Here is a 14,054-nt window from a genome sequence, read left to right on the forward strand (position 1 = left end):
CTACAGCTGCGCCCCGAGCTTAAAGCCCTCCGCTTCGGCGCCTGCTGCGCGGGTGTAGGAGAATCCGTCGGCGCCCACTGTGACTGCCATCTCGGAGGCGTCCGTCCGTTCGATGACGGGCTGCGGGTTGCCGTCCAGGTCCAGGACCAGTGAGGCCTCGGTGTACCAGGAGGGGACCACTGCGTTGCCCCACCAGTCGCGTCGCTGGTTGTCGTGCACGTCCCAGGTGATGGTGGGGTTGTCAGGATCGCCGGTGTAGTAGTCCTGCGTGTAGATCTCGATCCGGTGCCCGTCGGGGTCCAGGATGTAGAGGTAGAAGGCGTTGGACACGCCGTGCCGGCCCGGACCGCGTTCGATCCGGTCCGAGATCCGCAGGGCGCCCATCTTGTCGCAGATCTGGATGATGTTGTGCTTCTCGTGCGTGGCGAATGCGACATGGTGCATCCGGGGGCCGTTGCCGCCGGTCAGGGCGGTGTCATGCACTGTCTGCTTGCGGTGCATCCAGGCAGCGTAGGTGACGCCGTCGGAGTCCTGGATGTCCTCGGAGACGCGGAAGCCGAGATCCTCGAGGTACTTCCGGCCGCGCGGGACGTCCGGAGTGACCTGGTTGAAGTGGTCCAGGCGGACCAGTTCCCCGGCCGAGTAGAGATCGTAGCGCTGGGTGAGGCGTTCGACGTGCTCGGTCTCGTAAAAGAACTCGTAGGGGAAGCCCAACGGATCCTCGACCCGGACAGAATCACCGATGCCTTTGGTGAATCCGTCCTTGCGGCGTTCGGTCCGGCAGCCGAGTTCCTTGTAGTAGGCCTCTGCGGCATCCACCTCGGCCGGGGACTTCACCCGGTACGCGAATGCGGCAACTGCCGCGATGGGGCCTTTGCGCAGCACCAGGTTGTGGTGGATGAACTCCTCCAGGGAACGCAGGTAGATGCTGTTTTCATCTTCCTCGGTCACGTGCAGGCCAAGCAGGTCCACGTAGAAGGCGCGGGACCTGGCGAGGTCCGTGACGACGATCTCCATGTAGGCGCAGCGGACGATGTCGGGGGCTGGAACGGAGGGGGTGGGGACAAAGGTGCTCATGGTCTTCTCTCTTCGTTGAGGAGGCTGGTTAGGCGCCGAATTTGGGCGTGTGGACGGTGCCGAGGGTGATGTGAACGGCCTGCTGGTCGGTGTAGAAGTCGATGGAGCGGTAGCCGCCTTCGTGGCCCAGGCCGGAGGCCTTGACACCGCCGAAGGGGGTGCGGAGGTCCCGGACGTTGTGGCTGTTGAGCCAGACCATTCCAGCCTCCACGTTCTGCGCGAAGTTGTGGGCGCGCGTCAGGTTCTGCGTCCAGATATAGGCGGCCAGGCCGTACCTGGTGTTGTTCGCCAAAGCCAGCGCTTCGTCGTCGTCATCGAACGGGGTGATCGCGACGACGGGACCGAAGATCTCCTCCTGGAAGATCCGCGCGTCAGGGGCGACGTCGGCGAAGACGGTGGGGGCGATGTAGTTCCCGTGCGGCAGTCCCTCCGGTCGTCCGCCGCCGGCCAGGAGCCGGCCCTCGGACTTGCCGATCTCCACGTAAGAGGCCACCTTCGCGAAGTGCTCCGGGTGCACGAGCGCGCCGACTTCGGTGGCGGGGTCGTGCGGATCGCCGACGACGATGTTTTTCGCCCGGGCGGCGTACTTTTCGCAGAACTCCGCGTACACCGAACGCTCCACGAGGATACGGGAACCTGCGGTGCAGCGCTCGCCGTTGAGCGAGAAGACCCCGAACAAGGCGGAGTCGATCGCGGCGTCCAGATCGGCGTCCGCGAACACCACGCACGGGGACTTCCCGCCCAGCTCCATCGACAGGCCCTTGAGGTTCGCCGCGGCGTTGCGGAAGATCGTCTGCCCGGTGGTGGTTTCGCCGGTAAACGAAATCAGCGGGACGTCCGGATGCTTGACCAGGGCGTCGCCGGCTTCCTCGCCGAGGCCGTTGACCAGGTTGAAGACGCCGTCAGGAAGCCCGGCATCCTTGAAGATCTGCGCCCACAGCGACGCGGACAGCGGCGTGAACTCGGCGGGCTTGAGCACCACAGTGTTGCCGGTGGCCAGGGCCGGGGCGAGCTTCCAGGACTCCAGCATAAATGGGGTGTTCCAGGGCGTGATGAGGCCTGCGACGCCGATCGGCTTCCGGTTGACGTAGTTGATTTGCGAGCCCGGAACCTTCATGGCGTCATCGAACTGGGCCACGATCAGGTCCGCGAAGAAGCGGAAGTTCTCTGCTGCCCGGAGCGCCTGGCCCCGGGATTGGGTGATCGGCAGGCCGGTGTCGAACGTCTCCAGTTCGGCAAGGCGTGCCTCCTGGGCCTCGACGGCGTCGGCGATCCTGTTCAGGATGCGGGCGCGGTCCCGGGGCTTCATTTTCGGCCACGGGCCGTTGACGAACGCTGCGCGGGCGGCGGCGACGGCGAGTTCGATGTCTTCCTTCTGGCCGGCCGCAGCGGTGGCATAATTTTCGTTCGATACCGGGTCGAGCACATCAAAGGTCGCCCCGCCGACGGAGTCGACGAACTCCCCGTTGATGTAGTGCTGGATGTGGGTGGGCAGGTCCTGCGGAACGTAGTGGGCGGTGGTCGCGGCGGCGGGGGCAGTAAACGTCATTGTTGTTTTCCTAACTGCTAAGGGGGGTCTGGTCGGCAGGTGCTGCTGCCTGGGCGAGGTACGCGTCAAGGGTGGCGCTGCGGTGGCTGCGGGCCGCCTTTTCAATGGCGTCGGCGCCGGCCCGCGTCTCGATCAGCCGCAGCAGGGCCTCATGTTCGGCCACGGATTCGCGGGCTCGGCCGGGGACAAAACGGAACGTGGAGGACCGCAGCGAGGCCAGCCGGTTCCAGCCGCGGTGGACGAGGTCCAGGATGTGCGGGTTGGGGCAGTGCTCGAACAGGACGCTGTGGAAGTCCTGGTTAAGCCGGGTAAAGCGGTCGGGATCGAAGTGTTCCAGGCAGTCCCGCATTTCCGCATTGACCGCCCGTGCCCTGGCAATGTCCGCCTCCCCGATCAGCGGAGCTGACAGGGCTGTGGCGGCCCCCTCGACGATGCTCAGGGTCTGCATGGTGTAGAGGTATTCGGTGGGGTCGATGCCGGAAACGGTGGCCCCGACGTTCCGCTCGAACGTCACCAGCCCTTCAGCTTCGAGCCGGCGGATAGCCTCGCGGACCGGGACCACACTGACGCCGAGATGCTCGGCGATCTTGGCCAGCACCAGGCGGTAGCCGGGGGAGTACGTACCGTCCACGATCCGGGCCTTCACCACTGCGTACGCCATTTCTGACTTGCTGGCCGCGTTCCCTGTTCCGGCTGCATTTCCGGCGGTGGCAGTCTCAGTCACGGGCTTTGCCTGCTTCCCATTCTTCGTAGCGGGCCCGCCAGGCGGCGTTGAGCGGGTAAAGCCCGTCCACGCTGTGGCCTTGCTGAACCGTCTCGAAAATGAAGACTTCCTCGCGTTCTTGTGCAATGGAATCGTCTGCGAGTTCCGCCGCGAGGGCCGGCGGGATAACCAGGATGCCGTCCGCATCGGCGACGATGATGTCGCCGGGCTGGACGGTGGTGCCGCCGCAGGCGACGGTGACGTCAGTATCCCAGGGAATGTGGCGCCGTCCCAGCACTGCCGGATGCGGGTTGGCGTAGTAGGTGGGCATCTCCATCGCGGCGACGGCGGCGAAGTCCCGCACGCCGCCGTCGGTGATGATTGCTGCGGCGCCTCGGACCTGGGCGCGCAGGGCCAGGATATCGCCGATGGTTCCGGTGCCCTTTTCGCCGCGGGCTTCCATCACCAGGATTTCGCCCGGGTTCACCGAATCGATGGCGCGCTTCTGCGCGTTGAAGCCGCCACCGTGGGTCTTGAAAAGATCTTCGCGGTTCGGCACAAACCGCAGAGTCCGGGCCAGGCCCACGATCCGCTGGTCCGGGCGGGTGGCCTGCAGGCCGTCGATGCTGACGTTATTCAAGCCCCGTTTGCGCAGCTGGGAGGACAGGGTAGCGGTACTCACGCTCGCCAGCTTTGCCTTCAGCTCCGGCGTTAACGCCGGTTCCGGCGCCGTCCCGCCGACGTCGGGCAGCCCGGCGGCGGCGCGGGACCCGTAGGCCTCCTCGCGCTGGAGATCGTCAGTCTTCGGTTGCGCGCCGAAGTCCGCGAACGGCGTCAGGCCGTCCACGACAGTGGTCACGAGCCGGCCGGTGGTCAGTTCGCCGGCGCTGACTTCTACTTCGACGACGTCGCCGGGCTTGGCAACGGAGGCGCCGGCGGGAGTGCCGGTCAGGATGATGTCGCCCGTTTCGAGCGTGAGCAGCTGGGACAGATCCGCGACCAGCTGGGCGAACGGGAACAGCAGGTCCCCGGTGGTGTCGTCCTGGACCAGCTGGCCGTTGTGCCAGGTGCGGATCCGCAGGCCGGCCGGGTCCACGGCGTCCGCGGCGAGCAGTCCGGGCCCGACGGGGGTGAAGCCGTCGCCGCCCTTGGACCGGAGGTTGGAGCCCTTGTCGGCGTAGCGGAGGTCATAGACGCCGAGGTCATTGCTGGCCGTGACCCGCTCGACGTGGCTCCAGGCGTCCTCGATGCCCACCCGGCGGGCGGGCTTGCCGATAATCAGCGCAATCTCGCCCTCGTAGCCGAGGAGTTCGCACCCGGCCGGACGCTCCACCGTTGAACCGCTGAGGGCCAGGGAGGACGATGGCTTCAGGAAGTAGGACGGCTGCTCGGGGGTGCGGCCGCGCTGGGCTGCCCGGCTGGGGTAGTTAATATGCACCGCGATGACTTTGCGGGCCGCGGCCAGGGTGTGGTCGGTGACCTGTTCCAAAAGTAGCTCCTCATCGAGTACGAAATCGTATACGATAAGAATGCCCCGCAGCGGACACGTCGTCAACCCCTGCGTCCGGATCTTTTTGGGCACTTGTAACCTGCGTCATAGGTGCCGTAGAGTGAGGAACCAGTGTTCGAGTTCTATTATCGAACAGTCTGTTCTATTATCGAACGCCGTCTCGGCGAGAGTCCGCCACACAACGAAGTGAGGAAAGCCCGTGCAGTTCCACCACCACGGTTACGTATCCGGTGACCCGCGAGTCCAGCCGGCCGCCGGCGTCGGGATCGAACGCCCCGCCGAGCTTCCCGAGCACGTCGACGTCCTCATCGTCGGAACGGGGCCCGCCGGGATGCTCGCGGCAGCCCAGCTCTCCCAGTTCCCGGCAGTGACCACAAGGATCGTGGAGCGCCGCGGTGGCAGGCTCGCCATCGGCCAGGCTGACGGTATCCAGGCCCGGAGCGTAGAGACCTTCCAGGCCTTTGGTTTCGCCGAACGGATCATCGCCGAGGCCTACCGCATTACCGAGATGGCGTTCTGGAAGCCGGACCCGAAGGATTCGTCCCGCATCGTCCGGGCGGCCCGTGCCGCCGACGATCCTGCCGGCATCAGCGAGTTCCCGCACCTGATCGTCAACCAGGCCCGGGTGCTGGACTACTTCGCCGAGTTCATGGCCAATGCGCCCACCCGCATGGCCCCCGATTTTGGCCTGGAATTCCAGGGCCTTGAGGTCGCCGGCGACGGCGAATACCCCGTCAGTGTGACGCTGCTCCATACTGATGGTCCCGACGCAGGCACCGAGCGGATTGTCCGTGCCAAGTACGTTGTGGGGGCGGATGGGGCCCGGAGCAAAGTCCGCGACTCGATCGGCTGCACGCTCGCCGGCGACAAAGCCAATCACGCGTGGGGGGTTATGGACGTTGTTGCCGGCACGGACTTCCCCGACATCCGGACCAAGTGCGCCATCCAGTCCGGTACGGGTGGCAGCATCCTGCTCATCCCGCGCGAGGGCGGCCACCTGTTCCGAATGTACGTCGACCTCGGCGAGGTAGACCCGGCTGACAACGGCGCCGTGCGCAACACCACCATCGAGCAGATCATCGCCAAGGCCGGCGCAATCCTCCACCCCTACGTTCTCGACGTGCGCAATGTCGCCTGGCACAGCGTGTACGAGGTGGGCCACCGCCTTACCGACCGGTTCGACGACGTCCTTCCGGCGGAGCTCGGCATCCGCGCGCCGCGCGTGTTTATCACCGGCGATGCCTGCCACACACACAGTGCCAAGGCCGGCCAGGGTATGAACGTCTCCATGCAGGACGGCTTTAACATCGGCTGGAAACTCGGTCACGTACTTGACGGCCGCAGCCCAGAGAGCCTGCTCTCCACCTACTCGGCCGAACGGCAGGTTGTTGCGAAGAACCTCATCGACTTCGACAAGTTGTGGTCGTCCCTGATGGCGAAGAAGCCCGAAGAGTTCGAGAACCCCTCCGAGCTCGAGGACTTCTACGTGCGCACGGCAGAGTTTCCTGCGGGCTTTATGACCGAGTACTCGCCTTCGATGATCGTCGGCGAAGCGACCCACCAGGGCCTGGCTACCGGATTTCCTGTCGGCAAGCGCTTCAAATCCGCGCCGGTGGAGCGCGTCTGCGACACAAACCCGCTTCAGCTCGGCCACCAGGCCGCGGCGGATGGCCGGTGGCGTATCTACGTCTTCGCGGATCAGGCTGCGGCCGGCGCTCCGTCGCCCACGACGGAGCTGGCCGCCTGGTTGGCCAACGCGCCGGAATCGCCGCTGGCAGCTACCCCGGACGGAGCGGACGCCGACGCCTGGTTCGACGTGAAAGTGATCTACCAGCAGGACCACACGGGTGTGGACATCACGGCTGTTCCGGCGGTGTTTACCCCGGAAGTTGGCCCGTTCCGGCTCACCTATCTGGAGAAGGTTTACGGCACCGACCCGACGGCGGACATCTTCGAACTGCGCGGCCTGGACCGCGGCGGCGTCATTGTGATCGTCCGCCCTGACCAGTACGTGGCCAACGTCCTGCCGCTGACGGCAACGGCGGAGCTCGGCGCCTTCTTCGCGCCCCTCGTGCCGGTCCGGCTGACTGGGCAGGCCTCAGGTAGCGCCCTAACACCCTGATCGAAAGAACCGCCCAATAGTTACACTGTGTAGATGCGCTTGACCGTTGACCACATCCTTTCCCTTCCTGCTGTCAGGAAAGGGGATCCCGAGATCCTCACCGGGGCCAGCAAGCTTGGGACTCCGGTGCGGTGGATCCATGTGGCCGAGCTCCGGAACCTCACGGGATTTCTTGAAGGCGGGGAGCTGGTGCTCACCACGGGCCTGGCCTTTGAAGATTCCAGCAGCGCCGCCACCCGGTATTTGGCCGAACTGGCGTCCCTGGGCGCCGCAGGAGTGATCGTGGAAATCCTCGATGACAGGGCTGAAGCGTCACGGGCGCTGCGCGAGGCGGCAGCTTCTGCTCGAATTCCGGTGATCCTGGTGCGCAAGCCGGTGCGTTTTGTGGAAATCACGGAAAACGTGCACAAGATAATCCTCGCCGGGCAGCTGGAGCGGGTTGAGAAGGCAAGGCATGTTCATGAGGTGTTTACGCTGCTCAGCCTGGAGAGTGCCGGCGCGGACGAGATCGTCGCCCGTGCGGCGCAGCTGATCGGTGCGCCGGTTGTTCTCGAGAATATTTCGCACTTGGTCCTCGCCTTCGACGGTGCCGGCGTTCCGGCCGGAAAGCTGCTCAACGACTGGGAGAACCGCTCCCGCGTTGTCCATCTCAACGAGGCCACCACACGCACCGGTGAGGAAAACTGGCTGCAGACGCCCGTCGGCCTTCGCTCACAGCGCTGGGGCAGGCTGGTGGTGCCGGTGACGCTGGACAATGACACGGACGCGTCGATGGTGCTTGAACGGGCAGGCCAGGCGCTTTCCATCAATCGATTCGCCGAACGGGATCAGCGCGAACTCGGATACCAGGCACGCGCGGGTTTGATGCACGAGCTCCGCCAACCGCGCTCCCTCAGTGAAGCCGAGGCCCAGGCGCGGGCAGGTGCGCTGGGGCTCCGGAGCTATCAGATGTACGTGCCCGTGGTCTTTCGGCTGGACCCGCGGGGCGGCGAGGGCCCCCTGGCCCTCCAGCGAAGGGAGCGGGCGCTGTTGGAATCGGTGAACCGCTCGCTTCAATCGCTGAAGTACTCTGCCCTGGCTGCAAGTTTGCAGACCGGCACGGTGGCCCTGTTGCTTGGCCTGCCGCCGAAACAGGCTGAGGAGGGGGCCGTCACGAGAATCTGCGCCGAGCTTCGCCGCCTGGCAGCAGACAGCGCCGAAGACCTGCAGTGGGCTGCCGGCATTGGACATCCGCAGGGTTCCCTCCTGCTGGCCGCCGCCGGACTTGATGAGGCGAATCACGTAGCCGAAGCGGCCAGCACGCTGCAAAAACGAGGCAAGCCGTTTTATCGCGCTGCCGACATCCGGCTGCGGGGGCTGCTGGCTCTCCTGCGCAGTGATCCGCGGGTCCAGACGTTCGTGGAAGGCGAATTGGCGGGAATTCTGGGCGGAAACGAGTCCGAGGAACTGCTGCTGCTTGAAAAATACCTGGAAGCTCAGGGGAATAAGGCCGAACTGGCCCGCACCAGCTTCCTGAGCCGGCCAACACTGTATTCGCGGTTGGCGCGCCTGGAACGAAAGCTTGGCCTCGAACTGGATGAGCCGGAATCCCGGACCTCCCTGCACGTGGCATTGATGCTGTACCGGTTGAAGGATCTCTAACACCAAGGGCGGCCCCGGCCGGGTTGGCCAACTCCGGGCCGGTGCGGCTTGCCATCCGGGACTAATGCCCGCCCGCTGAAGCGGCTGCGGAAGGCGCCTTCAGCCTTGGCGGAAGGCGGAGATGCCCGTGATGCGCTGGCCCAGGATGAGGGTGTGGACCTCGTCGGTGCCCTCATAGGTGCGCACGGATTCGAGGTTGTTGGCATGTCGGAGCGGAGAATAGTCCAGCGTGATGCCGTTCCCGCCCAGGATGGTGCGCGCTTCCCGGCAGATGGCGATGGCCTCACGGACGTTATTCAGCTTTCCCACCGAAATCTGCACCGGCTCCAGCGTCCCGGCGTCTTTCAGTCGTCCGGTATGCAGGGCCAGGAGCGTCCCTTTCTGGATTTCCAGCAGCATATTAACGAGCTTTTCCTGGGTCAGCTGGTAGCCGGCGAGGGGCTTGCCAAACTGCAGTCGCTCCTGCGCGTATGCGAGGGCGGATTCGTAGGAGTCCCGGGCCGCGCCCATGGCACCCCAGATAATGCCGTAGCGGGCTTCGTTGAGGCAGGAGAACGGGCCGCTGAGCCCGCGGGCGCCGGGGAGGAGCGCCGCGGCCGGCAGCCGGACGTCGGCCAGGCTGATGTCGCATTGGATTGATGCCCGCATGGACAGCTTGGATCCGATGGGCGTCGCGGTGAAGCCGGGTGTATCCGTGGGCACGATGAATCCGCGGATTCCCTCGCGGGTGTTGGCCCAGATGACCGCGATCTGGGCCACTGAGGCAAGCCCGATCCAGCGTTTTGCGCCATTGATGACCCAGCCGCCGTTGCCGTCGGACTCCGCGAAAGTCGCCATGCTGGACGGATCGGAGCCGGCGGTTGGCTCGGTCAGCCCGAAGCAGCCGATCGTCCTGCCTTGGGCCATGGCCGGCAGATACTCGTTTTTCTGCTCCTCGGACCCCCACTTATGGATGGCACTCATGGCCAGCGAGCCTTGGACGCTGACGAAGGTCCGGAGCCCGGAATCCCCGGCCTCCAGTTCCATGGCCGCCAGGCCGTATTCGACGGCGCTGCGGCCGGGGCAGCCATAGCCCTTTAGGTGCATCCCGAGGACGCCCAGCTTCCCGAGTTCGGGGACCAGCTCCAAGGGGAAGTGGGCGTCCTCGTACCAGCTGGCAATGTAGGGCCGGATGCGTTTGTTCACGAAGTCGCGGACAGTGCCTCGCAACTGCAGCTCATCCGCGCTCAGGAGGCTGTCCAGGTTGAGCACATCGTCGAGGGCCAGGGCGGGTGCGGTTACGGTCACGGTTTGTTCTCCTGGCGTCGGATGCGGCTAGTTAACGGCGGGTCTACTTCAGGCCCGTCGAGCTCCGACCACTGTGACAGCTGGATTGCTGAAGATCCAATACCAAATCCTGCGGCCGCTGATGTCCTGGGCGTATCAATGAGCGCCTGCGTCCGGCGACGGCAAGACTTCTTCCGAGAGGCGAAGGACCTCCCGCAGTGCCGGGCTGGTGTTGTCATTCCGCCAGACCAGCCGCAACTGGATGTTCTCGGCCGGGCCGTCCAGCGGCAGAAAGATAACCCCGGGGTGGTTGAAGTTCTCCGGTACCGAAGACACCGTCAGGGCGACGCCGATTTCCGCGGCGACGAGCGCCATAAGCGTCTGGGAGTCCGGGGCCACCTGGACGATCTCCGCGGCGTAGCCGGCGTCGCCGGACAGCCTGCGGAGGTGGTCATGGAGGATCGATCCCGGGTGCTCGGGCAGGGTGACGAAGGGCTGATCCGCGAGGTCGGCCATGTTCAGCGAATCGCGGCCGCTGAGGGGATGGGCTTCGTACAAGGCCACCACAAGCCGCTCGTTGGCCACGATCCGCGAGTCCAGGAGCGCCGGGATGAAGTTCCAGCGGCCCAGGCCCACCTCCATGGCACCGCTCAGGACCTTGTCCATCGCCGGCAGGGCGAAGTTGGAGCTGGACAGTTCAAAATCAATTCCCGGATGCGCCTCCCGGACGCGCTTGGCGAGCTTGCCCACCATCACGTGGGAGGAAACGCCGGCAAACGCGACCCGCACGCGACCGGTTTCGCCGCGGCCTGCCGAGGCGACCGCGAGGCTTGAGCGACGGCAGGCCGCCAGGATGTCCCGGGCCGGCGCCAGCAGTGCCTCGCCCTCCGGCGTTAGCTGGACCGTCCGGGTACTCCGGACAAAGAGCGGTGCCTTGAGTTCGTGTTCCAACCGTTGAATGGACCGGCTCAGCGGCGGTTGAGCCATGTGGAGCCGGAGCGCGGCCCTGCCGAAGTGCAATTCTTCGGCCACGGCCAGGAAGGCCCGGATCTGTTGTATTTCCACGCCAGGTCAGCTTCCGCTCAGGTAAACGTCATTGTTCATATGCCCAAGATACCCAACACAACGAAATAGGCATTGATGGCGGTGGGGTATCAATCCAGCACCAAATGCGTATTGGACGCGGATCAATCCGCTTGCGAGGGTAGGTGATGCAGACCACATACCGGAGGTACAGAATGACACAACCGAGCAGTAAACCGGCGGCCGGCGGGCGCAACCGCCCCGCCGCAGGCGGAGCCGGGCCCGGCGTTGACGTCCTGGGCCGGGAAGGCACCGGACCCCTGGCCGGCGTCGTCATCGCGGATTTCAGCCGGGTGCTGGCTGGTCCGTACGCCACCATGCTGCTGGCTGATATGGGCGCCACAGTCATCAAGGTCGAGGGCCCCGACGGCGACGACACCCGCACCTACATGCCCCCGGTCCGCGACGGCGAGGCCACATTCTTCCTGGCGGTGAACCGCAACAAGCACTCCATTGCCCTGGACCTGAAGGACCCGGAGGACCTTGACGTGGCGCGCTCGCTGATCCGCTCAGCGGACGTTATGATCGAAAATTTCAAGCCCGGCAACATGGCGCGGCTGGGTCTGGACTATGCCGCAGCCGCGGAGCTGAAGCCGGACATCATCTACGCCTCCATCACCGGGTTCGGCACCGGGGCAGGCGCGCACATCCCGGGCTATGACCTGCTTGTGCAGGCCGCCTCGGGAATGATGAGCCTGACCGGTGACCAGGACACGCAGCCGTACCGGGCCGGCATCGCCCTCTTTGACGTTATTACCGGCCTGCACGCGGCCATCGGCATCCTCGGGGCCCTGCACCACAAGGACCAGACCGGCGAAGGCCAGTTGGTGGAGCTGAACCTCCTGACCTCCGCACTGTCCGGCATGGTGAACCAGTCCGCGGCCTACGTGACCGGCGGTGTGGTGCCGGCCCGGATGGGCAACGAGCACCCCAGTATGTATCCGTACGCACCGATGCAGACCGGCGACGGCATGATCATCATCGCCACGGGCAATGATGCCCAGTTCGTCCGGCTCTGCGGGGCGCTGGCGATCCCCGAAGTCGGCCGGCACCCGAAGTTCGCCAAGACCCGGGAACGCAATGCGCACCGGGACGAGCTGCGCGACATCCTCCACGCCCGGCTGGCCACCCAGTCCGCCGCGCAGTGGTTTTCTGAGCTCTCCGCGGCGGGGCTGCCGTGCGCGCCGATCCAGGATGTCCGCGGCGGGGTTGATTTCGCCGAGCAGCTCGGGCTGCAGCCGGTAGTGCTGGCCGGCAGCGGGGCGCGGCAGATTCCCACCGTGCGGCATCCCGTCGAGTACTCCCGCACCCCGGTGGACTACTCACTCGCACCGCCGGAGCTCAACGAAAGCTCCGAGCTGGTCCGGAACTGGCTGCTGCACCAGAAAACGCTGGCCCATGCCTGAGGCATACCGGACCCGGATCTCCCCGCGGTGGTCGGACCAGGACCTTAATGGCCACGTCAACCATGCCGCCGTCGTGACACTCCTGGAGGAGTCGAGACTCAAATGGCGGGCCACGATGCAGGGAGTCCACTCAACCGACGCGGCCCCCACCGTAGTGGCAGCCCTCGAGCTGAACTACCGGCGGCCGATCCACTACGGCGAAGACCTCGACGTTGAACTCGCGGTCAGCAGGATCGGCACCAGCTCCGTCAGCCTCGAATTCACCGGCACCCAAAACGGCGCTGTAGCCGTCGAGGGCCGGACAGTGCTTGTTTCAGTCTGGCCCGAAACCGGCAAGTCGCGGCCCCTGGCGGAACGCGAACGGCACTGGCTCGCCCAGTTCCGGCCCACACCGGCAAACACGGAACCCCGTGAACCGCAGATTCCCGATCACCCACCCCTGGAGCTGACCCAATGACACCGGAACCGGCCGCACAAGGCACCGACTTCTACCTGCTGGATGATTTCCTCACCGCCGAGGACCGCGCCCTTCGGCTGAAGGTCCGCAGCTTCGTCGACAAGGACCTGCTGCCAGTTATCAACGGCTACTGGGAGCGCGCCGAGTTCCCGTTCGAGCTGATCCCGAAACTCGCCGCCCTCGGCATCGTAGGAACCACCATCACCGGATTCGGCTGCCCCGGGCTGAGCCGGCTCGCCGCCGGAATCGTCGCGGCAGAAGTCTCGCGGGGCGACGGCTCCGTCAATACGTTCCTGGGTGTCCAGTCCGGCCTGGCCATGGGCACCATCAACATGCTCGGCAGCGCGGAACAAAAGCAGCGCTGGCTCCCCGCGATGGCCACGCTGGACAAAATCGGTGCCTTCGCCCTGACCGAACCGGACCATGGGTCCGATTCGGTGGCCCTGGAGACCAGCGCTCGGCGGGACGGAGACAGCTACATCATCAACGGCCGCAAGCGCTGGATCGGCAACGCGAGCATGGCCGATGTGGTCATCATCTTCGCCCGCGACGAGGAGGACGCCAAGGTCAAGGCCTTTGTGATGGAGCGCAACGACGACGGCAGCTACCCGGACGGCTATCACACCGAGGTCATCACCGGAAAGATCGGCAAAAGGGCGATCCTCCAGCCGGACATCACCCTCGAAGGACTCAGGGTACCGGCGGACAATAGGCTCACCGGCTGCCACTCCTTCAAGGACGTCACCCGCGTTCTGACGTCCACCCGCAGCGGAGCCTCGTGGGAGTCCCTCGGCCACGCAATGGCGGCCTACGAGATCGCGGTGGACTACGCGAAGACCCGGCACCAGTTCGGCAAACCGATCGGCAGCTTCCAGCTGGTGCAGAACAAACTCGCCAACATGCTCGCCGAACTGACGGCCATGCAGTTGATCTGCTTCCGGCTTGCCGTCCTGGCCGAGGACGGACGCATGACCGGGCCCATGGCGTCGCTGGCCAAGATGCACACGGCGCAGAAGGCGCGCTGGATCTGTTCCGAAGCCCGGGACATGCTCGGCGGCAACGGTGTGCTGCTGGAGAACCATGTCGCCCGGCATATGACCGACATGGAGGTCGTCTCCACCTACGAAGGCACCGATTCCATCCAGTCCCTGCTCGTTGGCCGGGAGATTACCGGTTTCTCCGCCTTCAGCTAGTCCCCGGCCAGGCAATCGCCACCCGGGCATCAGCTACATTCCACGCA

The 14,054-nt window shown here is 65.5% G+C and carries 11 protein-coding genes; 5 read left to right on the forward strand and 6 right to left on the reverse strand.

What is annotated here, in order from left to right:
- From hpaD to ABIB49_RS14650, 4 genes are read right to left on the reverse strand one after another with little or no spacing between them, the layout of a single operon-like run.
- Positions 1 to 1,077: a 3,4-dihydroxyphenylacetate 2,3-dioxygenase gene (gene hpaD, locus ABIB49_RS14635; protein WP_226775255.1), complete on the reverse strand. Its 1,077-nt coding sequence runs from the start codon at positions 1,075 to 1,077 to the stop codon at positions 1 to 3.
- A 28-nt stretch (positions 1,078 to 1,105) separates the two neighbouring features.
- Entirely contained in the window at positions 1,106 to 2,626 is a 1,521-nt protein-coding gene (gene hpaE, locus ABIB49_RS14640) for a 5-carboxymethyl-2-hydroxymuconate semialdehyde dehydrogenase (RefSeq protein WP_282358949.1), read from the reverse strand.
- Positions 2,627 to 2,636: 10 nt separating this feature from the next.
- Positions 2,637 to 3,350 carry a GntR family transcriptional regulator gene (locus ABIB49_RS14645; RefSeq protein WP_226775257.1) on the reverse strand — a complete coding sequence of 238 codons (714 nt, stop codon included), beginning with the start codon at positions 3,348 to 3,350 and terminating at the stop codon, positions 2,637 to 2,639.
- Entirely contained in the window at positions 3,343 to 4,818 is a 1,476-nt protein-coding gene (locus ABIB49_RS14650) for a fumarylacetoacetate hydrolase family protein (protein WP_226775258.1), read from the reverse strand. Before ABIB49_RS14650 ends, ABIB49_RS14645 begins: the two co-directional genes overlap by 8 nt.
- 220 nt (positions 4,819 to 5,038) lie before the next feature.
- Between ABIB49_RS14650 and ABIB49_RS14655 the strand changes: the two genes are divergently transcribed.
- Positions 5,039 to 6,961 (forward strand): FAD-binding monooxygenase, encoded by a 1,923-nt coding sequence (locus tag ABIB49_RS14655; RefSeq protein ID WP_226775259.1) that lies wholly within the window; start codon positions 5,039 to 5,041, stop codon positions 6,959 to 6,961.
- Between the two features lie 33 nt (positions 6,962 to 6,994).
- Entirely contained in the window at positions 6,995 to 8,602 is a 1,608-nt protein-coding gene (locus ABIB49_RS14660) for a PucR family transcriptional regulator (protein ID WP_226775260.1), read from the forward strand.
- Positions 8,603 to 8,701: 99 nt separating this feature from the next.
- On the opposite strand, the gene ABIB49_RS14665 is transcribed toward ABIB49_RS14660, so the two are convergent.
- Positions 8,702 to 9,889, reverse strand: coding sequence for an acyl-CoA dehydrogenase family protein (locus ABIB49_RS14665; protein ID WP_282358944.1), 1,188 nt, complete (start codon positions 9,887 to 9,889; stop codon positions 8,702 to 8,704).
- A gap of 135 nt (positions 9,890 to 10,024) precedes the next feature.
- The gene (locus tag ABIB49_RS14670) at positions 10,025 to 10,933 is read right to left on the reverse strand and encodes a LysR substrate-binding domain-containing protein (protein WP_226775262.1); all 909 of its coding nucleotides are present in this window, start codon (positions 10,931 to 10,933) and stop codon (positions 10,025 to 10,027) included.
- A gap of 173 nt (positions 10,934 to 11,106) precedes the next feature.
- Here ABIB49_RS14670 and ABIB49_RS14675 point away from each other — a divergent pair, with 173 nt between their 5' ends.
- From ABIB49_RS14675 to ABIB49_RS14685, 3 genes are read left to right on the forward strand one after another with little or no spacing between them, the layout of a single operon-like run.
- Positions 11,107 to 12,357, forward strand: a complete 1,251-nt coding sequence (locus tag ABIB49_RS14675; protein WP_282358941.1) for a CaiB/BaiF CoA transferase family protein — start codon at positions 11,107 to 11,109, stop codon at positions 12,355 to 12,357.
- Positions 12,350 to 12,814, forward strand: coding sequence for an acyl-CoA thioesterase (locus ABIB49_RS14680; protein WP_354157200.1), 465 nt, complete (start codon positions 12,350 to 12,352; stop codon positions 12,812 to 12,814). Before ABIB49_RS14675 ends, ABIB49_RS14680 begins: the two co-directional genes overlap by 8 nt.
- Positions 12,811 to 14,007: an acyl-CoA dehydrogenase family protein gene (locus ABIB49_RS14685; protein ID WP_354157201.1), complete on the forward strand. Its 1,197-nt coding sequence runs from the start codon at positions 12,811 to 12,813 to the stop codon at positions 14,005 to 14,007. Before ABIB49_RS14680 ends, ABIB49_RS14685 begins: the two co-directional genes overlap by 4 nt.
- The last annotated feature ends 47 nt before the right edge of the window (positions 14,008 to 14,054 follow it).

Source organism: Arthrobacter sp. UYCu512 (assembly GCF_040547075.1).
In the GTDB taxonomy this organism is placed as follows: domain Bacteria; phylum Actinomycetota; class Actinomycetes; order Actinomycetales; family Micrococcaceae; genus Arthrobacter.